This is a genomic window from Microcoleus sp. S36a_B3 (assembly GCF_036700745.1).
GTDB lineage: Bacteria > Cyanobacteriota > Cyanobacteriia > Cyanobacteriales > Microcoleaceae > Microcoleus.
Genome location: NZ_JAUBPN010000006.1, coordinates 159665 through 183187, shown reverse-complemented (window position 1 = coordinate 183187; position 23523 = coordinate 159665). Strand labels below are relative to the sequence as shown.

22 protein-coding genes are annotated in these 23523 nt (G+C 45.0%); 14 read left to right on the top strand and 8 right to left on the bottom strand.

Features of this window, described 5'->3' with window-relative positions; translation table 11 throughout:
* The 3 genes from QUA01_RS09450 to QUA01_RS09440 are packed head-to-tail and all read left to right on the top strand — an operon-like array spanning position 1 to position 5062.
* Positions 1-585, top strand: a complete 585-nt coding sequence (locus QUA01_RS09450) for a DUF4194 domain-containing protein (protein WP_333089358.1) — start codon at positions 1-3, stop codon at positions 583-585.
* Entirely contained in the window at positions 578-3901 is a 3324-nt protein-coding gene (locus tag QUA01_RS09445; RefSeq protein WP_333089359.1) for an ATP-binding protein, read from the top strand. Before QUA01_RS09450 ends, QUA01_RS09445 begins: the two co-directional genes overlap by 8 nt.
* Before the next feature lie 12 nt (positions 3902-3913).
* Positions 3914-5062 carry a Wadjet anti-phage system protein JetD domain-containing protein gene (locus tag QUA01_RS09440; RefSeq protein WP_333089360.1) on the top strand — a complete coding sequence of 383 codons (1149 nt, stop codon included), beginning with the start codon at positions 3914-3916 and terminating at the stop codon, positions 5060-5062.
* A 118-nt stretch (positions 5063-5180) separates the two neighbouring features.
* On the opposite strand, the gene QUA01_RS09435 is transcribed toward QUA01_RS09440, so the two are convergent.
* From QUA01_RS09435 to QUA01_RS09425, 3 genes are all read right to left on the bottom strand, one after another.
* Positions 5181-6329, bottom strand: coding sequence for a class I SAM-dependent methyltransferase (locus tag QUA01_RS09435; RefSeq protein ID WP_333089361.1), 1149 nt, complete (start codon positions 6327-6329; stop codon positions 5181-5183).
* Positions 6283-6954 (bottom strand): phosphoribosylglycinamide formyltransferase, encoded by a 672-nt coding sequence (purN, locus tag QUA01_RS09430; RefSeq protein ID WP_333089362.1) that lies wholly within the window; start codon positions 6952-6954, stop codon positions 6283-6285. The genes QUA01_RS09435 and purN overlap by 47 nt, the downstream gene beginning before the upstream one ends.
* 238 nt (positions 6955-7192) lie before the next feature.
* Positions 7193-7774 (bottom strand): GNAT family N-acetyltransferase, encoded by a 582-nt coding sequence (locus QUA01_RS09425; RefSeq protein ID WP_333089364.1) that lies wholly within the window; start codon positions 7772-7774, stop codon positions 7193-7195.
* Positions 7775-7833: 59 nt separating this feature from the next.
* Here QUA01_RS09425 and QUA01_RS09420 point away from each other — a divergent pair, with 59 nt between their 5' ends.
* Positions 7834-8724 carry a carbohydrate ABC transporter permease gene (locus QUA01_RS09420; RefSeq protein ID WP_333089365.1) on the top strand — a complete coding sequence of 297 codons (891 nt, stop codon included), beginning with the start codon at positions 7834-7836 and terminating at the stop codon, positions 8722-8724.
* 130 nt (positions 8725-8854) lie between these two features.
* On the opposite strand, the gene QUA01_RS09415 is transcribed toward QUA01_RS09420, so the two are convergent.
* Positions 8855-9460, bottom strand: a complete 606-nt coding sequence (locus QUA01_RS09415; protein ID WP_194066668.1) for a DJ-1/PfpI family protein — start codon at positions 9458-9460, stop codon at positions 8855-8857.
* Between the two features lie 226 nt (positions 9461-9686).
* Between QUA01_RS09415 and QUA01_RS09410 the strand changes: the two genes are divergently transcribed.
* Complete coding sequence (locus QUA01_RS09410) at positions 9687-10010, top strand: hypothetical protein (RefSeq protein WP_228057580.1); 324 nt, start codon at positions 9687-9689, stop codon at positions 10008-10010.
* 301 nt (positions 10011-10311) lie between these two features.
* On the opposite strand, the gene psaX is transcribed toward QUA01_RS09410, so the two are convergent.
* Positions 10312-10416 carry a photosystem I protein PsaX gene (gene psaX / locus QUA01_RS09405; RefSeq protein WP_255513042.1) on the bottom strand — a complete coding sequence of 35 codons (105 nt, stop codon included), beginning with the start codon at positions 10414-10416 and terminating at the stop codon, positions 10312-10314.
* Between the two features lie 167 nt (positions 10417-10583).
* The gene (gene lipA / locus QUA01_RS09400) at positions 10584-11540 is read right to left on the bottom strand and encodes a lipoyl synthase (RefSeq protein WP_333089369.1); all 957 of its coding nucleotides are present in this window, start codon (positions 11538-11540) and stop codon (positions 10584-10586) included.
* Positions 11541-11736: 196 nt separating this feature from the next.
* On the opposite strand from lipA, the gene QUA01_RS09395 reads away from it, so the two are divergent.
* Both QUA01_RS09395 and QUA01_RS09390 read left to right on the top strand, forming a co-directional pair.
* Entirely contained in the window at positions 11737-12279 is a 543-nt protein-coding gene (locus QUA01_RS09395) for a response regulator (RefSeq protein WP_333089372.1), read from the top strand.
* 269 nt (positions 12280-12548) lie between these two features.
* Complete coding sequence (locus tag QUA01_RS09390) at positions 12549-13640, top strand: bifunctional heptose 7-phosphate kinase/heptose 1-phosphate adenyltransferase (RefSeq protein WP_333089373.1); 1092 nt, start codon at positions 12549-12551, stop codon at positions 13638-13640.
* A 176-nt stretch (positions 13641-13816) separates the two neighbouring features.
* Here QUA01_RS09390 and QUA01_RS09385 read toward each other — a convergent pair whose 3' ends face one another.
* Positions 13817-15595, bottom strand: coding sequence for a CapA family protein (locus QUA01_RS09385; RefSeq protein ID WP_333089374.1), 1779 nt, complete (start codon positions 15593-15595; stop codon positions 13817-13819).
* 330 nt (positions 15596-15925) lie between these two features.
* Here QUA01_RS09385 and QUA01_RS09380 point away from each other — a divergent pair, with 330 nt between their 5' ends.
* Positions 15926-16072, top strand: a complete 147-nt coding sequence (locus QUA01_RS09380) for a hypothetical protein (RefSeq protein ID WP_333089375.1) — start codon at positions 15926-15928, stop codon at positions 16070-16072.
* A 226-nt stretch (positions 16073-16298) separates the two neighbouring features.
* On the opposite strand, the gene QUA01_RS09375 is transcribed toward QUA01_RS09380, so the two are convergent.
* Positions 16299-16505, bottom strand: a complete 207-nt coding sequence (locus tag QUA01_RS09375) for a hypothetical protein (protein WP_228042530.1) — start codon at positions 16503-16505, stop codon at positions 16299-16301.
* Here QUA01_RS09375 and QUA01_RS09370 point away from each other — a divergent pair.
* The 6 genes from QUA01_RS09370 (at position 16504) to hemE (ending at position 23248) form a co-directional block, all read left to right on the top strand.
* Positions 16504-17307: a HEAT repeat domain-containing protein gene (locus QUA01_RS09370; protein ID WP_333089378.1), complete on the top strand. Its 804-nt coding sequence runs from the start codon at positions 16504-16506 to the stop codon at positions 17305-17307. The two genes, QUA01_RS09375 and QUA01_RS09370, sit on opposite strands and share 2 nt — an antisense overlap.
* A 246-nt stretch (positions 17308-17553) precedes the next feature.
* Positions 17554-18642: a glycosyltransferase family 4 protein gene (locus QUA01_RS09365; protein WP_333089380.1), complete on the top strand. Its 1089-nt coding sequence runs from the start codon at positions 17554-17556 to the stop codon at positions 18640-18642.
* A gap of 132 nt (positions 18643-18774) precedes the next feature.
* Positions 18775-19536, top strand: coding sequence for a type I methionyl aminopeptidase (gene map, locus QUA01_RS09360; RefSeq protein WP_333089381.1), 762 nt, complete (start codon positions 18775-18777; stop codon positions 19534-19536).
* A gap of 417 nt (positions 19537-19953) precedes the next feature.
* Positions 19954-20883, top strand: coding sequence for a S66 peptidase family protein (locus QUA01_RS09355; RefSeq protein WP_333089382.1), 930 nt, complete (start codon positions 19954-19956; stop codon positions 20881-20883).
* A 211-nt stretch (positions 20884-21094) separates the two neighbouring features.
* Positions 21095-21898, top strand: a complete 804-nt coding sequence (locus tag QUA01_RS09350; RefSeq protein ID WP_333089383.1) for a hypothetical protein — start codon at positions 21095-21097, stop codon at positions 21896-21898.
* Between the two features lie 285 nt (positions 21899-22183).
* The gene (gene hemE / locus QUA01_RS09345) at positions 22184-23248 is read left to right on the top strand and encodes a uroporphyrinogen decarboxylase (RefSeq protein ID WP_333089384.1); all 1065 of its coding nucleotides are present in this window, start codon (positions 22184-22186) and stop codon (positions 23246-23248) included.
* Positions 23249-23523: the final 275 nt, after the last annotated feature.

Below are 23523 nucleotides of genomic sequence, written 5' to 3'. Positions count from 1 at the left end.
ATGATAGAAAACGACCTTATAGCACCCTACGCACCAGCAATCATCAAATTACTACAAGGTATTCTGTATGAGGATGACAGTGATTGGGGTCTGCTATTGAACAACGAACGAAACGTCAAAGAATACTTCGGGAAAATTGGCGTGACAGTTTATTTAGATGAAAAAGAAGGGTATGCTTATTTACAGCAGCCCGATCGCGAGGATGACGACGAGCAAGCAAAAACACTTCCCAGGCTGGTTAGGAGAGTTGCCCTGAGTTGGGAAGTTACGATACTATGTGTTTTATTGCGCGAGGAATTGCTAGAATTTGAGGCCAGCACCTCTAATTCCACTCGCTGCATTCTGTCTAAATATAAAATTCACGATTTAATGCGTCCGTTTTTTCAAGAGCAAACTAATGACGTACAGCTTGTGAAAAAATTTGACAGTACGATCGATCGAGCCGTCAAGTTGCACTTTTTAAAAGAGTTAAAGGGTACAGAAGGCGAATATGAGGTTCGCCGCATCCTCAAAGCTAAAATTCCCGCTGACAAATTGAAGGAAATCAAAGAAGAGTTAAAAGCACATGGCAAATCTAATGCTTGAATTTGAACCAGACAATTCCAAAGCTGGATACCGCTTGCATCGGCTTGAAGTATTAAACTGGGGAACTTTTAGTCAGGGTACGATCGCCCCATGCGGTTACACTTCCTTGCTCACGGGGGCTAATGGTTCGGGTAAATCGACGTTGGTTGATGCACTGCTGACATTGCTGGTGCCCAGTAGAAAGCGGAATTATAACTTGGCTTCAGGTTCGGAAAAGCGAAAGCGAGAGCGAGATGAAAAGACCTATGTACTCGGAGCTTACAGCACAATTAAAAGTGAAGATGACCACAAATCTAAACCGAAGTACCTGCGTACCAAAGATGATTATTCAGTTTTACTCGCTTATTTCTATAACAAAGGATGCGAACAGAAAGTCACCTTGGCTCAGGTTTTGTGTGTAAAAGAGAAAGTTGAAAAGTTGTTTGTGGTTGCTGCTGGTAAACTCAGCATCGCCGAACACTTCAATAATTTTGAAAACTTCCCAGAATTAAAAAAGCAATTAGCCTCTTTATTGCAACCAAAGATAGAAATATTTGACACATTTGTTGACTACAGCAAACACTTTCGCAAAACCTTTGGTGTGGAATCTGAAAAAGCTTTCGATTTATTCAATCAGACAGTCAGCATCAAAGAAATTGGAGAATTAAATGAGTTTGTGCGCGGTCATATGCTGGACAAAATTAATCTTGAGGAGGAAATACAAAAGCTAACTAAATATTATGAAGATTTAACTTGTTCCCATGAAGCAATGCAGAAAGCAAAGAAACAGATAGAGATTTTAAGACCGCTAATTGCTGATTCTGACAACTACGAAAATGTCAAGCGGAATCTGGATCAAGTGAAGGAAGTATTACGAGTTGTTCCTGCCTATTTTGCTCAGCGTAAAATAGGTTTGTTGCAAACAGTAATTGTAGACAAACAACAGGAACATACTCAAGCAAACCAGGATTTAGTAGAAATAAATGGGGCTTTAAAACGCTTGCGACAGCAAGAGCTAAATTTAAAATTAGACATTGAAAATGACGATAAAGGACGGCAAATAAAAGATTTAGAACAGGCAATTAAGACTTTAGAGGAACGGATCTATAATTATAAAATAGCAGCCAAAAAATATAATAAAATTGCTGAAGGTATAGGATTTCCAGTTTACAGTGACCAGAACACATTTAATAGTTCTGCAATCCGAGGGAGTGAAAATCAAGAACTGGTTGTTATTCAACTGGGAGAATTAACAAACCAACGCGATGAGCAAAAAAATTGTTGGCAGCAACTTCAAAAAATTTACACTGAGTTAAACGAAGAACTGCAATCTTTAAAGCAGCGGAGAAATCAGATTCCTGGTATAAATTTCAAACTCAGAAAAGAGATACTAAAAGCTTTAGAAATTGCTGAGGCGGAAATTCCTTTTGTCGGCGAACTGCTGAAGGTAAAGGATGGAGAAGGCGAGTGGGAAGGGGCGATCGAAAAACTGCTGCACAACTTGGGACTGCGACTTCTAGTTACTGAAAGGCATTACCATAAATTCACTCAATATGTCGATCGAACTAATCTGCGGGGCCGCGTGGTTTATGAGAAAGTTTGCACTAAAAATGTAGCTCAGGAAACTAGAAATTTAGCTCAGAATTCATTGTTTTATAAATTAGAGATTAAACCCGCTCCTGAATATAGTCCTTGGCTGAGTAATGAATTATTAAACAAATTTGGTAGCTGCATCTGTTGTGAAGATTTAGATAGGTTCGAGCGGGAGAATTATGCTATTACAAAAAATGGTTTGATGAAAAAGGGGAATAGACATGAAAAAGACGATCGCCATCGAATCAACGACAAAAGTCAATATATTTTGGGATGGGACAATTCTGAGAAAATCAAGGATTGTGAAGCTAAACTGAATGAGCGTAAAGCAGAGATTGATATAGTAGAAAAAGCGATCAAGGAGATTGAAACAGCACAAGAAGAGTGCGACCATCAAAAGAAGCTGCTAGAAAAGTTATTGGAATTCAATGATTTTTCTGCGATCGACTGGAAACCGGAGGCTAGCAAGAAGCAAAAGCTAGTAGAGCAAAAGCAGGAGTTAGAGGAAAGTTGCGATCGCCTAAATGACTTGAAAAGAACACTAGCTGCTGTCAGCGCTGACATTCAGAAAAAGGAAGCAGATAAAACTGGCGCTGACAAAAAAATTGCTAATCTCGATCGCGATATCGACGCTTACCAACAACAGAGGGATGAATGCGACAGGCGATCGACATCATGCACATCCGAAAAGATTCAGACTTATACTCCTAAAATTGAAGAGAGTCTCAAAAATCAAAGTCTGACCCTCGCTAACATCCATCCTTCGGAATCTGAAGTAAATGAGTCTTACCAGAGTCACATAAACGACGCAAATAGCAAGTTAACTTCTTTGGAAAGAAGCATTGACAAACAGATGGATAGTTACAAGCGAGAGTATCCCGAAGAAACTGCCAATGTTGACGCATCATTAGAAGCGATTCCTGAGTTCAAAAAGATGCTACAAAGGATAGAAATAGATGGTTTACCCGCACAGGAACAAAAGTTTAAAGAACTGCTAGATCGGAAAATTAGTGACGCTATTTCTAATTTTAAAGAGGCGTTAGAAGACTGGGAAAGTGAAATTAAACAAAAAATTTACGAGATAAATCAATCCTTAAAAGTGATTGAGTATACAGACTCGACTTATATACAAGTCCAATCGGAAATTAACCGAGACACCCAAATTAAGGAATTTAAAAATCAATTGAAGGCGTTGTGCTATCGTGATGTAGGCGTTGAGCAAACTTCTGAAGCTGACGAAGCTAGCTTTAAAAAAATTAAAGAGCTGATCGATCGCCTCAAGTCAGATGAGCCGTGGAGAGCAAGAGTCACCGATGTGCGTAATTGGCTTAATTTCTCAGTCAGCGTCAGAAATAAAGATGACCACACTCAGAAGGAATATTACTCCGATTCCTCTGGAAAATCGGGCGGGCAAAAGGCTAAATTAGCCTACACCATCCTAGCGTCAGCTATTGCCCATCAATTCGGATTAGTACAAGATAAAACAAAATCTGAGTCATTTCGTCTGGTGGTCATTGATGAAGCTTTTAGCAAGTTAGATGAAGAAAATGCAAAGTATGCAATGGAGTTATTTAAACAATTAAATCTTCAGCTTCTGGTAGTTACGCCCAAAGACAAAATCTACGTTGTTGAGGATTATGTAGGCTCTGCTTACTATGTTGAAAACAGCCGTGAAGAGAACGACTCCAAGGTTTATAATATATCCCTAGAAAAGCTGCGTCTAAAACAAATGGCTTCAAATTAACTGTGTCTGTTTATGATTACACCCGACGAAATCAGAAAGAAAGCCGATCGACTATATATTCCCTTCCTGCAATCCTTGCTCCAGGCAGAACCTTTTTTCCCGCGAGATTTTACGGCAGGTCGCACAATTCCCGACGACTTCCAGAAGCTAAGAGATGCTGTTGAGCAACTTAAGAAAGGCTCAAAACATTGCGTTGGGTACGGGTATCAAGTTGAGTCGATACGGCGGAAAACTCGCTTTGATATGCAGTCGTTACCATCCAGAATTATATTTGAAACCGAGACAGATTATCTCAAATTCGTGAATAAGGAATCCGAAGTGGCGGATTTTAAAAAAGCTGTAGCAAGGATGAGAAATGAATTCCCTGAATTGAATATCTGGCTCAGTCAAAATCCTAAAAAAGTAATCAAGCACTTAGGAAAGTGGGATAATTTATTGCGCGTATGCCTGTATTTCCAAAACAATCCCAAACCCCACCTTTATCTTCGCGAACTACCGATAAATGTTCACACTAAGTTCATCGAACAAAATCAAGGTATTCTAAATGAATTGCTGTCAGCTATCCTGCCAGATGATGCTATTAATCAAGAAGAAAATGATTTTGAAAAGCGATTTGGTTTGCGATATGCTGAGCCATCGGTAACTATCAGAGCTTTGGATCAAAACCTACAGGTGAAGTATGGCATTAGCACCTCGGAGATGAGCATACTCATTTCGGATTTTGAACGTCGCAATCTTCAAGGATACCGCTTTATTATTACTGAGAATCTGATGAATTTTCGCACTTTGCCTGATTTAACCAACAGCTTTGCGCTGTGGGGAAAGGGGTTTAATGTAGCTATTTTAAAAGATGTTGAGTGGCTAAGGAATTGCCAAATAATTTACTGGGGCGATTTGGATGCCCAAGGGTTCCAGATTCTTTCGCAGTTAAGGTCTTATTTTGATAAAACAATTTCTGTTATGATGGATCGAGAAACTTTCGATACATTTCAGGAATCTGCTGTGCCGGGTAAATTGTGCAAGGTTGCTAACTTATTTTACCTGACACCGGAGGAGCATGATTTATTTGCTGATTTATGCAAGCAAACAATTCGTTTAGAACAGGAAAAGATACCGAAGGATTTTGTAATTTGCAGGTTGAATAATTTGACCTATCGGTAATATCGTTTCCGGTAGCATCGGAATCATATATTTGGATGAACTCGCGTGATCCCCGCTCGCATTACCTAATTCCGATGCTACCGGAGATGATATAAGCCCACATAAAAGAAACAGCTCTTTACAAGCGTTTAATCAGTATCCACCGCAACTCTAACGGCGGCGTTTCTTGCACCGAAAATAAATCGCGCCCGCTAGCCCAACTGACAAACCAAGGTGTCGGCGGCCACGCCGACTCAGGCAAATGTTTTTGTTCGTATTCAATCACAGATTCATCAGAAATAATTTCTAACGGCAAACCTTCGATTGCTGCTTGCAATTCTTGTTTAGTAATCAGATAAGACCAACACAATTCAGACATTTGTTTTGCCATCTCGTCGGGTTCGTAGCCATCTACTGCTAAGAAAGCACTGAATAAGATAAACCCGCCGCTTAAAACAGCATCGGACATTTTACCGAGGAATAAGCGGACTTGTTCGGGGTAGCGGAAGTGGGAGATAACTTCGGTAGCAATGGCTAATTTGTACCGATAGGTTTTCATCCTCAATAAAGGGTCTAAAACGTCGCCTTGAGTGACATTGATCGGCAAGTTTTCGGCGGTGGCTGCTGCTGATAGTCGATCGGCAAATATCGGTGTTAGCTCGATCGCATCCACGGCATGACCTAACCTTGCTAAAGGCAAACTATTGCGCCCTGGGCCCGCACCGACATCTAAAATAGGTGCTTTACTTGATTCCCCTAATTCGGTGGCAATGGCGATGACTTTGGCATCGGGATGGCTACCAAATAAAGGTTCGGGGCGAATATCCGGCCAGCTATGATATTTCTCGGCCATTGATTCGATTTGAATCTTGGTATTCAGAGTAATGCCGTCGGCTAAACCGGTTTGGGAATTGGCGGGAAAGTATGAAACTATTAGATTAGCGTGGGGAGAATTTTTGAATCCTTCTGCTAAGGCGTTGGCGATTAATATTCGCAAGTTTTCGGCTTGGGCAGCGTCGATGTTTTGTCCGAGAATGTTTAAGAAGTCTGACAGTAATTTAAGATAGTCGTCTAGCATCGATGGCAAGCAAGGCAGATAGAATTCTCCCTTGATGCCGATGTTCTTTTTGAGCCTGTCTTTCAGGATTAATTGCAAGCGATTGCAGTCGGTCAGCGGCGGCCTTTTTTGGGGCGAGTCGCTGACTGGTAATTCCGGGACAGATGCGGAACTGGTGAGGTTTTTAGTCACAATGTTGTTGATGGGATTCGGCAATAAGGGCGATCGCACCGAGCATAATCTTGTGCTCTTGCACCTGAATTCTCGCGTGCAGCGTTTCTGCGGTATCATCAGGCAATACCGGCACGGCAGCCTGCATTAAAATCGGCCCGCTGTCTACTTCTAAACGGGCGATATGCACCGTACATCCGGTGATTTTAACCTTGGCTGCGAGTGCTTGTTCGACAGCGCGAATTCCTGTGAAACTCGGCAGCAAACTGGGGTGAATGTTAATAACTTTGTCGGGAAAAGCATCGAGCAAAACTTTGGTAACGATACGCATCCAACCCGCCATTACTACCCATTCTACATCATGAGCTTGAAAAGTTTTAACAATTTTTGTATCTAATTCTTCGCGGCTTTTGCAATCGCGGTGATTGAGCAAAATCGAAGGAATGCCGTATTTTTTGGCTCTGGTCGCGGCTTTGGCGTCGGGGTTGTTGTAAATTAATACTGGAATTTGAACATTAAGCTGTTGGTTTTGGATTGCTTGGGCAATTACCTCGAAGTTGCTGCCACTTCCTGATGCTAGAATTCCTATTTTTAAGGGAGGATGACCCGGAGCGATCGCACTTTTGCCAATTTCAGGAGAAATCAGGCTGGCGCTGGAATTAGCAGATACTGGATTAACTATCATAAGTAGAAGTCATTAGTCATTGGTCATTAGTCATTGGTCATTAGTCATCTTGCCCGCTCGCGAAGTCGAAGGGTCGTCATCAGTCATCAGTCATTGGTCATCAGTCATTAGTAATGAGTGCTGTCCCACCCTAGCTAACATCATCAGTCATCAGCAAGAAGACATACAGAGAAAGCTTTTTAGCAATTAGTATTTTACCTTTAATTAGGTGGAACAACTTAAATACTATCAAAAATCATCAATTAGATTCTACAACATTATCAAAAAACTCTTCTCTAAGAATCGAATAAATTTTCAGATCCCAATATCTGCCTTTCACAAATAGCTGTTGCCGCAAAATTCCTTCCAATTGCATCCCCACCTTTTCCATCACCCTCGCCGAAGCAATATTGTTAACTTCACATCGAGCCATAATTCGATTCAGCAACATCTCCCGAAAGCCGAATTCAATAACCGCATTGACAGCCTCGCTCATGTATCCTTCCCCCCAATATCTCCCAGAAAGTGCGTAGCCTATTTCGGCGCGGCTGTGGTTCATGCTCCACTCCACAAATCCGCAAGTTCCGATAAATTTTTCATCGACTTTGTGGACAATTCCCCAATCTACAAGCTCTCGTTTTTTGTACATTTTCATCAGTGATTTGATGAAATATTTAGTATCTTCTAGCGAGGTGTGAGTTGACCACATTGTATATTCTGAGACTTCCGAATGGCAAGCATATTCAAACATATCGCTGGCATCGTTTAAAGTGATTTTTCTCAGCAATAGTCTCTCTGTTTCTATAGTGGGTAAGTTAGATAATATATCGAGAAAATTCATTGTGACATTGACCTAGATTGTGATACCATTTAAAACTAAAAGCTACAATTTACAAGCAAATGGTTCCGATTAAATTTGGGCGTTTTAACTGGTTGGATAATGAGTCGATCGCAGCTTGGACTTTTCTGGCCCCGGCTTTGCTGTTTCTGGGTACTTTTTTGATTTGGCCGATCGCCTATTTATTTTACCTCAGCTTTACCAGCGGCAGCTTTACCCAGTCGGGAGTGCGTTTAATTGGTTTGAACAACTACTCGCGTCTAATCACTAACCCGGATTTTTGGCAAGTTATCCAAAACACCATCTATTTTACTACGGCCACAGTCATTCCCAGTTTAGTGATTCCATTGGGTTTAGCAGTGCTGCTAAATCGCTCCTTTGCTTGGCGGGGCGCTCTCCGCACCGCTTATTTTATCCCTTCGATTACCTCTTTAGTTGCCGTTGGCTTGGGTTGGCGGTGGTTGTTTCAAACCGAAGGCCCGGTGAATGATATCTTAATGGCGATCGGCTTAAATCCTATTCCTTGGTTGAGTAGCACAGTTTGGGCCATGCCAGTAATAATTCTACTCAGTGTTTGGAAACAATTAGGCTTTAATATGGTAGTATTTTTAGCAGGATTGCAAGCAATTCCCATAAATCGTTACGAAGCGGCAGAATTGGACGGAGCTAACGCTTGGCAACAATTTTGGCACATCACTTTACCAGGCTTGCGACCGACTTTAATATTTGCTACGGTGACTACAGCTATTTTTACCCTGCGGAGTTTCGAGCAAGTTTACGTCATCACCGGCGGCGGCCCTTTGAACTCTACTAATTTGCTAGTTTATTATATTTACGAGCAAGCTTTTTCACAATTCGATTTTGGCTATGCAGCGGCTGCGGCAACTTTCCTGATGGCTGTAGCTTTGATATTAGTTTATGTGCAACTAAAAGTTTGGAGCGAAGATGCTTGATATCACATCTGGTAGCATCCTTCCTGTATCGGAGGGGGCGGGTTTACCAGATTGTTGGTTTTATGCCGAGATGGTTGGTAAAACCCGCCACTACGCGCAAATTATACAATTAACCATGCCCATTACCCAATTACCAATTCCCCATTTTATATTCCATGTGCTCTGCGGTTTTTTCAGCTTGTGCTGTGCCCAAAAGCTTACCGACAACGTGCAAAGACATATCAATTCCCGCAGCAATTCCCCCAGAAGTGATTATTTTGCCGTTATCTACAAAGCGCTGATTTTCAAGAATAGTTGTGTTTGGAGCTAATTCTCTCAATAAATCTAACGCCCGATGGTGTGTAGTTGCTGCCAATCCTTCCAACAAGCCAGCTTTTGCTAACAGTAGCGAACCCGTACAAACAGAAAGCACTAATTCTGCTGTTTGCGAACAATCTTTGATCCAGTTAATAACTGCTGAATTATCGATCAACTTTCTCGTACCTTTTCCCCCAGGGACAATTAAAATATCCGGTGGCGGACAATTGGAAATAGTGCAGTCGGGATTTACGCTCAAACCGTTGCGGGCGTTGACAGCACCGGGATGTTGGGCTACGGTAGAGACTGCAAAAGGTCGCGAATCTTTATTTGATTCTGAATTTAATTCTGCTGTCACCGAAAACACTTCAAAAGGGCCTGCAAAGTCCAGCACCTCGACATCATCAAACATTAAAATAGCTACGTTTTTAGGTGGCATAAAACATACTTCTGATAGAGACGTAAAATCTCGGCGATTTGTTATCCTATAAACGGACTCATATCAAATCCGGTAGCATCGGAATGATTCAGATATATATTCTCTCCCTCTGTGTACTCTGCGTTCTCTGTGGTTCAATCATTCCGATGCAAGCGGAAACGGTATAATTTCAATTATTAAAGCTATGCCGAAAAATATTCGACACCGCGCCATAAAAATCTGTCTTTTGTGTCTTATTTGCTTTTTAGCAATTACTGTTAGACCAATTTCTACGCCCGCTCAATCTACGACTCAACTAGAGTTTCGGATTACTCAATTAGAAGGTCAAATTGCTGAACTCAGGGCACAAATATACAGCTTGCAGTCTCAAGGTTCTGGAGTGAGTCGCCCTCAGTCTCCGAACCGGCCTGGTTCGAGCCGGACAAATTCTAGGATGCTTTCGGGAGACCCGATGTTTGATAATTTAGCAACTTTGGCAATTGAAACTAAGCAGGATGTGCTCAAAATTAAAGAGCGGTTGTCTAAGTTAGAAGCATCCAGAAATCGCTAGTCATTGGTCATTGGTCATTGGTCATTAGTCATTAGTCATTAGTCATTAGTCATTGGTCATTAGTCATTGGTCAAAAGGAAGAGGGAAGACGCAAGAAGGACGAGGAAGAATGACGAGGGAAATAGTCAGAAGGAAAAGCGAAGTAGTAAAAAGGAAAAAGTCTCCCCTTTCCCACTCTCCCACTCTCCCACTCTCCCACTCTCCCCCTCTTCCCCTCTCCCACTCTCCCACTCCCCCACTCTCCCCGTCTCCGACTTTGAGCTACCCAAAAGCAGGGTCTGCTAAAATTCAGGTGGCAGAACTATTCAATGATATGGAAATAATAGGCTGCAACCAGGAAATTGATACCTAACAGCAACAGAAACCACGCTGCGCGAAAGGTGTAAGGGAATTTGCCCGTTTTCATCACGGAGTCGGATTTTAATTGGTTCTTTGCTATCTCTGCCATGATTCAAGCTCCTAATTCATAAGTCACTGTATTCACAAATAGCAGAGAGCGTGGCATATTTACACAATCTAAGAGTGTTATTTTTTGTAACTAGGAGTTTATACGGAGTTAAATTGAGATTGATTTCAATCGATCGCTCCTGCGTGGTAGGAACTGCGGACGAGAGGCCCCGATCGCACGCGCTCAAACCCCATCTTTCGGGCGATCGACCCAAAACGGTCAAATTCGGCCGGAGTCCAGTATTTACGCACTGGGAGGTGTTCTAGAGATGGTCTCATGTATTGACCGAGGGTGAGCCGATCGCACTGGGCATCCCGCAAATCGGCCATCGCTTCGACAATCTCGGCGGCAGTTTCCCCGTGGCCCAACATCAAACCGGATTTGGTGGGAATAGTTGGGTCAAATTCCTTGACAATACGGAGAACGTCGATCGAGCGATCGTACTTGGCCCCCCTCCGCACCGGTCCTTGCAACCGACGCACCGTCTCAATATTGTGGTTGTAACAAGCCGGTTTTGCCTCCACCACCGTCCGAATCCGCTCTCGTTGCAACTCATCGAGGTCAGAATTCTGTCCCTCTGAACTCCTCCCCATGCCTCCCCAAAAATCTGGAGTCAGTACCTCAACTTTAGTATCGGGGTTGAGGTGTCGGATTTGGGCGATCGTCCTTGCAAACCAATCCGCACCCCCATCCGGCAAATCGTCCCTCGCCACCGAAGTCAGCACCGCATAACGCAAACCCAACAATTGCACAGCCTCGGCCACCTTTTGCGGTTCCTCCGGGTCTAGGGGCATTGGAGAATGACCTTTATCTACTTGACAAAAAGCACAAGCGCGGGTGCAAGTTGGCCCCATCAACAAAAAAGTCGCCGTTTGTTGGGCGTAGCACTCGCCCCGGTTGGGACATCTGCCCTCCTCGCAAATCGTGTGAATTTGCCGCTGTTTAATAATTTTCTGCACTTGGGAAAGTTCGCTAGCTTTGCCAAGAGGCCGTCGCAGCCATTCCGGCATCGCTTCGATTTCATCCCGCATTTGGGCGGCAGTTGCTTTGACAGTAGGAGTTTGAGGAGTCTGGGGCGACATAAAATTTAAGGGCGATCGAGTTAATATATTCGATCGTATCCGAAATCAAAGTCCCTCAACTTGTAGCAGCCTCACCCCAAATCAAAATCAGGCGGCCATTGCAGCAAAACAATATTCCCCAGAATTCTGGGTAGAATTCGGTTAGGGATATACTAAAGGTTGCGAATCTCATCACTCATTACTGAAGGAGTCAGTCGTGGCTGGTCAAAAAATCTTGGTAATCGATGACAGTAAAGTCATCCGCGTCCGAGTCCGAGAAATGTTACCTCAAGGTAACTTTGAAGTTCTAGAAGCAAAAGACGGCGAAGAGGGACTCAAACTGATCCGCCAAGCCCGCCCGAATCTAATTATGTTAGATTTCCTACTGCCCAAAGTCAGCGGTTGGGAAGTGTATCAAAAAGTGCAAGCCCACCCCGAACTTTCCAAGATACCTTTGGTGATCATGTCGGGTCGCGAAGAAGAGGTGATGGAAAAAATTCCGAAACCCTTCGAGAAGCATTTTTTTGCATTCATCGCCAAACCCTTTGAGAAGAAGCAGCTAACCGAGGCGATCAAATCGGCGATGGTACTGGCCAAAAGGAAACCATTGCCCGAAGCCGCCGCAGCACCAAGCTCAGAAGCAGGCACTGCCGACATTCAGGCGATGACCCTGAAAATGGCAAAAATGCAAGCGGAAATTGATGCACTCAAAAAACAAATGTCTCAGGTGATTGCGATTATCAAGCAAAAATTGAAATAATTCTGCTGTTTGTTTGCAGGCACTTATGTAGAAAGAAAATGCTACACCGTGAAACTCGATCTTGAGTCTTAATGCAATTATTTGCAATTTTGTCGAGCGAGGGATCTCGCCTGCAGCCTGCAACGGGTTTCTCAAAATCCAAATGAGACAATGAACAAACAGTTAAAAATTAAATCAGGGAGGAAACAATTATTAATCTTTATTAGGACTTTTAAGTGCTGCTCCTCCCATGCTCAACAATCAACTCCTCAGTCTCATTTTTTTGGTTAATGACTAACGACTATTCCGATTTTTTGCCTCAACTGCGTGCCTCAACAGAGCAATTATTGAAAAGATTAGACTGCTTCGATCGAGCGCAGGTATTAGCGATCGGAGATTTGACCTTGGACGAGTTTCTTACCGGACAAGTAGAGCGAATTTCCCGCGAAGCACCTGTGTTGATTTTGCGCTACGAAAATACTCGGCAACTACCCGGAGGTGGCGCAAATGCTGTCTACAATTTGGCCAAACTGGGAGGCAAAGTCAAAGTTGCCGGTTTGGTAGGAAAAGACGACCAGGGAAAGGCTTTGTGCGGTATTTTTGAGGCGGCGGGAATAGATACGGGCGGGATTTTCATCGATTCGCAGCGTCCGACTGTCACCAAAACTCGAATTTCCGGGCACGCGCGACAGTCAGTGACTCAGCAAATTGTCCGAGTCGATCGCAAATCTGACGAGTTGCCGGATTTAGACTTGCAGTTGCAATTAGCAGACTACATCCGGCAGCAAATCCCGACAGTAGATGCTGTGGTTTGTTCCGACTACGGCGACGGAGTTTTGACCAATTTGGCGATCGAATCGGCAGTAGTTCCCGGCAAAACAATCGTAGACGCTCAAACAGATTTGCAGCGATATTCTGGAGCAATGCTGTTTACTCCGAACCTGCCCGAAGCCGAACAAGCAGTCGGATATGCTATCAAAAACCCTCAAACTTTAATGCAGGCAGGACGCGATTTATTGAACTTAACTCAAGCTCAAAAAATCCTGATTACTCGCGGCGAAGAAGGGATGAGTTTGTTTGAAAGGGTGAACGGCGAAACAATCAAAAATTCACCTTCTCCAACATCTATTTGCCAACAGGGAAAATTTAACATTCAAAGTTGGGATATTCCCCCTTTTAACAAAACTGATGTATTCGATGTAACCGGTGCGGGAGATACAGTTGTAGCAGCAATGACTTTAGCTTTATGCGTCGGTGCATCCGGTTGGGAAGCGGCAGTTTTGGGCAATTTAGCGGCTAGCATTGTCGTGCGTCAATTCGGTACGGCGACGACAACAGCAGACGAAATGAAAGAAGCTTTGAAAGCAATGGTTGACGAGTAGTCAGTTGGCAGTTGGCAGTTGGCAGTTGGCAGTTGGCAGTTGTTAGTTGTTAGTTGTTAGTTGTTAGTTGTTAGTTGTTAGTTGTTAGTTGGCAACAGTCAACAGTCAACAGTCAACAGTCAACAGTCAACAGTCAACAGTCAACAGTCAACTGACTACTGACTACTGACTACTAACTACTTACTCTTCTTCAAAATTTGTCCCTTGTCATCAATTGTCAAACCAGTGTTGGGAAAATCGCTCTTTGTCAAACGGCGAATCAACCCCACACTCCTAAAATCTCGATCCACAGACGGAATACCTTGCTTGTCTAGTTCCACGGGGATAATCTTACCAGAAACAAAATCCCCTTGCCGAGTGATTTTCACATCCAAAATCAGAGATTGACCGAGTTCTGCCGCTGTGGACAAAGTGCGATAACCCATAAAATTGCCCAGGGAATAAGCAATCAATTTCCCTTTGTAAAGTTCCACTGCTCTGGTAACGTGCGGGCCGTGTCCTAAAATCAAATCCGCTCCCGCATCAATCATCGTTCGCGAAAACAAAACCATATTTCCCCGGTTTTCTCCGTGAAAAAATTCGTTTCTATTTTTTACATTCAGAGCTCCGGTTCCTTCAGCTCCCGCATGAACGGATATCACTACAATATCGGCTTTTTGCTTCGCTTTTTTGACAAGTTCTGCCCCTTCTTTAAGTTCCAGTAAGGAATTGTGAACTTCGCCGTAGTTGCTGAAACCGATAAAAGCAACATTTACGCCTTTGACATTTTGATAAACAATTTGGTTTCTTTTGCCAACTGCTTTCATGCCGTTGCTGTCGATGTTTTTAATCGTGTCCTTAAATCCCTGCTCGTTAAAATCGTAAGAGTGATTGTTGGCAATATTCAAAATATCAAAACCAACATCTTTGAAGATTTTGGCATAACTCGGAGGAGTCCGAAAGGCAAACAGCATTCGTCCGCCGACTCCTTTGGAACTGTAAGGGTAATCGGTCATCGTGCTTTCAAAATTGCCAAACAGAATGTCGGCTCCTTGAAGGTACGGTTTTACCGAATCAAATAAACGCTCCTTATTTGCTGGCAGTTTGTTGTAGGGAAAATTGGTGCCGGGGATGATGTCGCCAACGGCTTTGATGCTGACTGTGGCGGGGAGATTGGCGGGTTTTTGTGCTGCGGGAGAGGGCGATTTTGGAGCGGGTTCTGGTTTGGCTGCGGGCGCTGGTGCTGGTGTCGATGCGCTGCCCGATAGCTGCACTTCACGCGCTTTTGGTACTGCTGGTTTTGAGGTGAGAGAATTAATGGGGGCGGTGCTGGAGGATTTGTGAAATTGAGCGCGCAAAACAAAGCCGGATATCGGCACGAGAATCAGACTCAGGGCACCGACTGACAGCCAAGATTTTTTAGTTTTAGTGCGGGCTAACTTTGGGCGCGGTGATGGCTTTGGCTGGCCTTGGTTTGTGGGTTTGGGAGTTGGGATTTTCCGGGGTTGGGGCGGAAATTTTTCGGGTGTTGGAGCGGGCGCTGTGGTGACAACATGGTGAGTTTTTTCTCTGGTTGGCAAAGTCACAGGAATTGGGGCTGTGCGTAGGCCTACGGCGGCAGGAATTGGGGCTGCGGCTACGCTAACGGGTGAGGCTAGACTAATGGGTGCGAAAGTTAAGGCTTTTTTTAATTCTACTGTTTGAGTCCAAGCGGGCATTTGTTTACCGGCCTGTCGCCCGTAAACTGTTACTGAGTAAACGTTATTTGCTTGGAGTCTTTGCAATCCTTTGATTGCGACTCGCAGACAGGCTTCTTCTGCGGGTAATTGTTCTGCTTCCAGCAGCAGGTGCAGGGTGTCGTTGTCCCGGCTAGCTTTAGCTGTGACTCCGAAGCTGTGGAGTGCTTGGCCGATCAGAAATGCGATCGCCCTTGGGTCGCCTTCTTTTGCTAAATTTAAGATGTCTTGTTGGCTCACAAATGCCTCTACTCTCACACGAAAAATTTAGTTCTATCTTATATCAGATTTTGTGAAACAGGATTAAATGTCGATCGATTTAACTCGGGTTAAGTGCGTAGTAAAAAACATAGTAAAAATATGCGGTTTCGCTACCATAAATATACTCAAAAACCCGGTTTCTGGCGGCAGCAGCAAATCCTCCCCGTCCAAACCCCGATTTCGATGAGACAAAAAGCGATCGACTGACTGGCCAACGCAACAGTTAAACTCTTGCTTGTGGGACGCTATGGGTCAGAAATCGACGGCAAGCAACAATTGCCGGCGCATCGCAGCAGGTAACTGAGGCGATTGTTGCCTCTGTTAGGTGTAGCAATCGACTTTGTGGATGCCACCGCTTTACCTGCTGCAGCCGTTATTGAGACAATTGTGCGATCGAATTCTCGATCGCTACCATCTGGATTAAAGATTTTTTGTGAAAAGCCGTGGTATTTGTAAGTTAGTTGGACTCATAGCAGCTAGGATCGAGCTAACTCAAGGTTACACTAAAGCTCGTCACGCGGCGTTGCCTCTCAAAACCCTGATTGAGTCCTATGGCGCACTACCGCTCCACTTTATGTTTATTGACCTGTCTTGCCTGTCTGGGCGCTGCCTTCAGTCCAAGTGCGGACGGAAGACCACAAACTCTCAATGCTTCGTACCGGGCTGTTTCCCAAGAAATTGCTCAGGCGGACGATCGCCCGGATTCCAAGGCTCCAAAACCCTCTCCGGTGGCGGATAAAAACAAATCTAAGCCGTCCCAACCGCCAAAATCCAATTCCAAAATCCCGAAAGCAATCTCCAATCTAATCGTCATTTTGTCTCGCCAGCGGGGATTCTTAATATTGGGTTTGGCTGCAGTTGTCATCACGGCAGCGGCAGTATTTATCATGCTGAAATTAGTTGGCAACGACGAGTCAAATAATTCTAGGCGTCGAGGGGGAACAGTCGATCGCCGCAACCCAAGAAACTATCGAGCCACCAATCCGCGCGATCGGGGCAAATTGGTCTACCCTGTGGATTTTTCAACAGGCCACAGTCTCGACAACAACAGCGATCGATCTTTACCGTCTCTCCTGGAATCTGGAGCATCCGAATCGGAGAATGCTGGGCTAGAGGGCGATCGAATTAATGCCCGTGGCGCGCCCTCAGAAACTAACAGCAACGGCTACAGCGAAACAGGTTTCAACCTTCCCGAAACAACCAATCGAGGTGATTCGCTAGCGACGAATAAGAAAAAAAATATTTCCCTTGCACAAACAGATGATACAAATAACGTTGATATTATTGAAGCACTGATTGAAGATTTGCAGCACCGAAATCCAGCTTATAGGCGCAAAGCAATTTGGGAACTAGGCCAGCAGGGAGATTCGAGAGCTGTTGAACCGTTGCTAGATTTGCTAGCAAATTCCGACTCAAACCAGTACAGTTTAATTTTGGCAAGTGTCTCAGAAATTGGCATTCGCACGCTCAAACCCATGAATAATGCCTGGTCAATTTCGCTGCAAAATGAAAACCCAGAAGTGCGAAAAAATGCGATTCGCGACTTGACTAGAATTTACGAAATGGTGAATCAAATCAGTTATTTATTGCACCGCGCGACTAACGATCCAGATGCAGAAGTTCAGGAGACTGCTCGCTGGGCAATCAATCAGTTAAATCGCATCCATCCTCGTTCTGAAAGGGATGAATAGTCATCGGGAATTGGGCGAGCGCGAAGCGGAGGGATTGGGAATTGGGAATTGGGCGAGCGCGAAGCGGAGGGATTGGCCAAATAGGGCGAGCGCGAAGCGGAGGGATTGGGCAACAGTCAACAGTTAACAGTTAACAGTTAACAGTCAACAGTCAACACGACGAGCGATCCTATGCTAAAATAAATGACTGATGACCAATAACTAATAACCAATAACTAATAACCAATAACTAATAACCAATAACCAATGACTACTAATAACTCTTTAAAATTATTGTTTCTATCAACTTCTGTCGGCCAACTCGGTTCGGGGTTGGGCGGCGGAGTCGAACTTACAGTCCTCAATATTGCCAAAGAATTACACCGGCGCGGTCATAAAATAACAGTTGTAGCACCAGTCGGTTCAGTATTAGAATCAATTCCCGTAATCGAAATCGCGGGGGATTTGCAAGTAACTGCCCAAACACAAGATTACAATGCTTCTATCGTGATGCCCGCCGATGCTGTGCTGGCGAATATGTGGGAATACGCGCGCCAAGTTCAGGATGAATGGGATGTAATTGTTAATTTTGCCTACGATTGGTTGCCGTTTTATTTGACACCTTTTTTTAGGACTCCGATCGCCCATTTTATAAGTATGGGCTCTCTGGTGCGATCGCTCGATCGCATCGCCGAACAAACCGCCGCCCAATTTCCCGGTACGATCGGAGTTTACACCGCCTCCCAAGCCGAAACCTTTGCCTTTGCCGCAGAATGTCAGTTGTTGGGAAGCGGCATAGATTTATCGCTGTACGAATTTTGCAGCCAACCACAATCAAAATTAGCTTGGCTAGGCCGCATCGCCCCGGAGAAAGGCTTAGAAGATGCAGTGGCGGCTGCAAAAATTACAGGCATTCCCCTAAAAATTATGGGCAAAATGCAGGATGAGGATTATTGGCAAAAAATTTGTGCAGATTACCCGGATGCTCCGGTAGAATATTTAGGGTTTCTGACAACAACCCAAATGCAAGAGCAAGTCCGCCGGTGCCGAGCCTTGTTGATGACACCGCGCTGGGTAGAAGCTTTTGGAAATGTCGCGATCGAAGCTTTAGCGTGCGGTGTACCCGTGATTGCCTACGCGCGCGGGGGCCCCGCCGAAATTGTTCGAGACGGCCACACGGGCTTTTTAGTGGAGCCTGACAGCGTAAATGGCTTGGTAGGTGCGATCGCCCGTTTAGACCAAATTGACCGCAGCGCTTGCCGGCGACAAGCAGAGGTAGAATATTCTTTGGAAGCTTTGGGCGATCGATTTCAACACTGGTTCAACTCGATTGCAGCTAGTAGGGTGCGTCAGTAATAATAGCAAAACTGTGAGAAATATCCGCTGACTGAGCTCCTTGATAAATTGATTGAACGCTAGTTCAAATTTCATCTAAAATTGAGTTAAATAAACTCCTAATCGACCACAACAAAAGACCGAAAAAAAACTATGCCAACCGAACGTCTAGTGCTGCTATCCAGCAGAGAAATAGAAAAAATGCGTCAAGCCGGCAGCTTAGCAGCTCAACTTTTGTTGCATCTCGAACCAATGATTAAACCAGGAGCTAGCACCCTCCAAATTAACGACGAAGCCGAACGTTGGACTGTAGAACGCGGAGCAAAAAGCGCTCCTTTAGGTTACAAAGGATTTCCAAAATCTCTGTGCGCCAGCGTCAATGAAGTAGTCTGTCACGGCATCCCCAATGCCAAACAAATTCTCAGAGAAGGCGACATTATTAACATAGACGTAACCCCCTTAGTTGATGGCTATCACGGCGATACTTCTAAAACTTTTTTTGTGGGAACACCTTCACCAGTAGCGAAAAAATTAGTTGAAGTTACCGAAGAATGCTTGAGAAGAGGAATTGCTGAAGTCAAACCCGGTGCTCGTACGGGCGACATCGGTGCAGCAATTCAAGAATATGCTGAAGCACAGGGTTTTTCGGTAGTACGAAATTTTGCCGGACACGGCGTGCACCGCGTTTTTCACACCGAACCGGAAATTTTGCACTACGGGAAGCGGGGCACAGGAAAAAAACTTAGAAAAGGCATGGTTTTTACGATTGAACCAATGATTAATGAGGGAACTTGGGAAGTAGAAATATTGGGCGATGGTTGGACTGCAATCACTAAGGATAAAAAACTTTCGGCTCAATTTGAACACACCCTAGCCGTGACAGATTCCGGGGTAGAAATTCTAACTTTACCTTAGCAATCATTAACAAACAATCTCAAAAACTCACTCCTAAATCAATAATTAACCATATCCCGTAGGGGCGGGTTTCACCGACAATATCCTAACGATTATCAACAATCTAGATAAACCCGCCCCGCCACTTCATCGTCCTGTATTCATCTCTCTATTGTCTTCCTCTGTGTTCTCTGCGCCCTCTGTGGTTAAATCATTCCGATGCAACCACAACCGATAACCCACATCAACCTAAAAATTGCCTCAAATTCGACAATGTAGGTTTGTATTTATGGGTAGGTGGGGGCGGGTTTGCGAGATTGTCTGTTGCAGTCAGAAATCATCTATAAAACCCGTTCGGACGGAATTACGATCGATTCACCAAACAACAAACAACAAATAACAAACAACAAACAACAAATAACAAACAACAAACAACAAATGACTAACATAAAATTTCTGCAACCTGGAGATTTGCTCAAAGTAATTGCCCCTAGTGGCACTTTGCGAGAATCAACCAACTTTGAAAAGGGTGTAGAAATTTGGAAATCTCGTGGCTATCGAGTTGAATTAACACCGGGTTTTGACGATCGCTGGGGCTATTTGGCAGGTTCCGATGAAAACCGCGTCCGACAGTTGGCAGATACCCTCAATGACCCGGATTGTCGCGGTATTCTCTGTGTCCGTGGCGGTTTCGGCAGCACTAGACTTTTGGAAAAAGGAAAAGTGGGAGATTGGGAAAATTCCCAGTTTCCAACTCCTGACTCCCATTCGCCGAAATGGTTAATCGGCTTTTCCGACATTACGGCTTTGCTGTGGAATGACGACAAATTGGGGATTTGGGGCGTTCACGGGCCGATGCTGACAACTTTGGCGGATGAACCGGATTGGTCTGTCGATCGACTTTTTGACTGCATAGAAGGTCGCCCCTTACAATCTTTGCAAGGGAAAGGATGGGGTAGCGGAAAAGCTACCGGGCGGCTGTTTCCGGCGAATCTGACGGTTGCTTCTCATTTGCTCGGAACCCCGTATCAACCGGATTTGACCGGGGTTATTCTCGCATTTGAGGATGTTTCCGAGGCTCCTTACAGGGTCGATCGAATGCTGACTTTGTGGCGGATGGCGGGGGCTTTCGCTGGGGTGCGGGCCATTGCTTTGGGGCGTTTCAGTCGCTGCGAGATTGAGCCGAGTATTCCCAGTTTTAGCATTGAAGAGGTTTTGCGCGATCGGCTTTTAGACCTAAATATTCCGATTGTCTCGGATTTACCCTTTGGGCACGAGGGAGTTAACGCTGCTTTACCGATGGGAATTATGGCGAGTCTCGACGCTGAATCGGGATTGCTGATTTGTGGGGATACATCGCAACTTTAAAAGCTGCATCAACGTCTATAAGTTTGTAGGGTGCGTTGGGGGAAAAATTATTAGTCTGCGGTTAAAAAAATCAGCCCAGACGAACCCCAAAATAACGAAAGTTGAGACTAATGGTTGAGACGGTGGGCCGAAATTAGATTTAAAATGGATTGTGTATGCAAATGTCCGCGCCAAGAAGGCAAAAAAAATTTATAATTTTCCAGAGGTTGACATGAAAAAACACAACTTGTTAAACAGTATTGCTGCCGCTGTGCTAGTTACAGGATTGGCACTTACGGGGATTTCTTCTAGTGCGGTTGGCGAACAGATACGAAATAACGATCGCATAGATGGAGTAATTCGCCGCACTTCCCCAATTTACCGTTTCCGAAATATGTGGACACCGGGCTCTCCGACAGAAGAATTGCGCGGTCAAGAATACACGTTCACCGCGCGGGAAGGCGACAACATTCAAGTATTGTTAGATACAGATAGAAGTCGCGGTTTTACTCCCGTGATGGTACTATTTTACGGAAACAACAAACAAGTAGCTTTTACCCAAGACCGTTCTTTTAATTATCAAATTCCCCGCAGCGGCGATTACAAGTTGTTAGTATTAGCAAAAGATGCTGCTAGGGGCGGTAGTTATACCCTAGAAGTTGCGGGAATTGATGGCGACAGGCGGGCTAGCAATAGGTGGGATGACAGAAACGATAGGGACAGAAACAACCGCAACTACGACGGAGAACGGATTTTGCGAGATGATTTTGGCTTGCGGCCTCTTGATTGTCGCGTGAGACGTAGTATGGTGAGAGTAAGGTTTGAAGATGGTGACAGAAACGAGAGTTATTGCGCTGAACCGAGTCGCCGGTATCCGCAGGGAGACTATTATTACAATCCGCGCACTAGAGATTTAGAATCGGCGAGGGTGGATAATAGTAGATTCGACGACGATCGCGCTAATGATAATAACTGGTACGATGGCGATCGCGATCGATGTCGCGTATCGGTAGGCGGAGTGTGCGTTACTAGGTAAGCTGTTCGTTGTCATTGCGAAGACTATTTCTTGTCATTGCGATGACAGATAAATGGCATCTACCCATCAAACCCAAAGAAACCGGGTTTTTTTGCGAATCTGCCGACTGCGACGAAGAATTATCGCCAAAAACCCGGTTTATGAACCCCGCATCAGTCCGAATCCAGATACGCAGGTCAGAAATAGCTGGTGCGGGCCGATCGCCGAATTTTCGATCAAAAAGGACGATCGGACAATGGTAAGCTACCAAAGGCATTGAAATATCTAAGGTAGAGAAAAGTTAAAATGTCGGCATTAAATGAAGTTCCCTTGTTGTTGCGGGCAGCCCGCGGCGAAACCCTAGACCGCCCGCCCGTGTGGATGATGCGCCAAGCCGGTCGCTACATGAAGGCTTATCGAGATTTGCGAGAAAAGTATCCCTCGTTTCGCGAACGTTCCGAAATTCCCGAAGTCGCCATCGAAGTTTCCCTTCAGCCGTGGCGCGCGTTTCAACCCGACGGCGTAATTCTGTTTTCCGATATCGTCACCCCAATGCCGGGTTTGGGCATCGACATGGACATCGCCGAAGGCAAAGGCCCGATTATCCACTCACCCATTCGCACTCAGCAGCAAATCGACAACCTGCAACCGCTGAACCCGGAAGAAAGCTTGCCCTTTATCAAAACAATCCTGCAATCCCTGCGCGCGGAAGTCGGCAACAAATCCACCGTGCTCGGTTTTGTCGGCGCGCCCTGGACGCTGGCCGCCTATGCGGTTGAGGGTAAAGGTTCTAAGTATTATGCCATCATCAAAAACATGGCATTTTCCGATCCAACTTTACTGCATCAGTTGCTGTCGAAATTCGCCGATGCGATCGCCGTTTATATGCGCTACCAAATCGACTGCGGCGCGCAAGTAGTGCAAATGTTCGACTCCTGGGCCGGCCAACTGTCTCCGCAGGACTACGAAACCTTCGCCCTACCATACCAAAAACAGGTTTTCGATCAAGTCAAAAAAACCCATCCCGACACCCCGCTAATTCTGTTAGTCAGCGGTAGTGGCGGCCTCCTCGAAAGCATGACAAAATCCGGCGCCGATATCATCAGCGTCGATTGGACAGTTGATATGGCTGACGCCCGCCGGCGTTTGGGCTCCAACATGAACGTTCAGGGAAATCTCGATCCGGGCGTGTTGTTTGGTTCTCAACCGTTTATTCGCGATCGAATTCTTGATACAATTCGCAAAGCCGGTCATCGCGGACACATCCTCAATTTGGGACACGGCGTATTACCGGGAACTCCCGAAGACAACGTGCGTTTCTTCTTTGAAACCGCCAAACAAGCCGACAAATTGCTTGCAGTTGCTGCTTAAATTGCGATTTGATTGCGATTAACTGGTAACGAGTAAAACTCTCGTTTATAGCCAAGGCCTGATCCCCCTAAATCCCCCTTAAGAAGGGGGACTTTGAGAAGAATCTTATCACCCGCTTAAGAACGGGAACTTTGATCAGACTCTTGTCCCCCCCTTAAGAAGGGGGGTTAGGGGGGATCAGACCTCGGCATCAAATCGATCAGCCCAAAAAACCCTGACAAATCTCGTTTATAGCCAAGGCCTGATCCCCCTAAATCCCCCTTAAGAAGGGGGAC

Coding starts and splice junctions, on each gene's coding strand:
- hemE (WP_333089384.1), top strand. CDS start 22,184: ATGTCGGCATTAAATGAAGTTCCCTTGTTGTTGCGGGCAGCCCGCGGC.
- QUA01_RS09425 (WP_333089364.1), bottom strand. CDS start 7,774: ATGAATTTTCTCGATATATTATCTAACTTACCCACTATAGAAACAGAG.
- QUA01_RS09440 (WP_333089360.1), top strand. CDS start 3,914: ATGATTACACCCGACGAAATCAGAAAGAAAGCCGATCGACTATATATT.
- QUA01_RS09445 (WP_333089359.1), top strand. CDS start 578: ATGCTTGAATTTGAACCAGACAATTCCAAAGCTGGATACCGCTTGCAT.
- purN (WP_333089362.1), bottom strand. CDS start 6,954: ATGATAGTTAATCCAGTATCTGCTAATTCCAGCGCCAGCCTGATTTCT.
- QUA01_RS09450 (WP_333089358.1), top strand. CDS start 1: ATGATAGAAAACGACCTTATAGCACCCTACGCACCAGCAATCATCAAA.
- QUA01_RS09390 (WP_333089373.1), top strand. CDS start 12,549: ATGACTAACGACTATTCCGATTTTTTGCCTCAACTGCGTGCCTCAACA.
- QUA01_RS09355 (WP_333089382.1), top strand. CDS start 19,954: ATGACTAACATAAAATTTCTGCAACCTGGAGATTTGCTCAAAGTAATT.
- QUA01_RS09420 (WP_333089365.1), top strand. CDS start 7,834: ATGGTTCCGATTAAATTTGGGCGTTTTAACTGGTTGGATAATGAGTCG.
- QUA01_RS09375 (WP_228042530.1), bottom strand. CDS start 16,505: ATGATAAATACTGCCGCTGCCGTGATGACAACTGCAGCCAAACCCAAT.
- lipA (WP_333089369.1), bottom strand. CDS start 11,540: ATGTCGCCCCAGACTCCTCAAACTCCTACTGTCAAAGCAACTGCCGCC.
- QUA01_RS09370 (WP_333089378.1), top strand. CDS start 16,504: ATGCTGAAATTAGTTGGCAACGACGAGTCAAATAATTCTAGGCGTCGA.
- map (WP_333089381.1), top strand. CDS start 18,775: ATGCCAACCGAACGTCTAGTGCTGCTATCCAGCAGAGAAATAGAAAAA.
- psaX (WP_255513042.1), bottom strand. CDS start 10,416: ATGAAAACGGGCAAATTCCCTTACACCTTTCGCGCAGCGTGGTTTCTG.
- QUA01_RS09365 (WP_333089380.1), top strand. CDS start 17,554: ATGACTACTAATAACTCTTTAAAATTATTGTTTCTATCAACTTCTGTC.
- QUA01_RS09415 (WP_194066668.1), bottom strand. CDS start 9,460: ATGCCACCTAAAAACGTAGCTATTTTAATGTTTGATGATGTCGAGGTG.
- QUA01_RS09350 (WP_333089383.1), top strand. CDS start 21,095: ATGAAAAAACACAACTTGTTAAACAGTATTGCTGCCGCTGTGCTAGTT.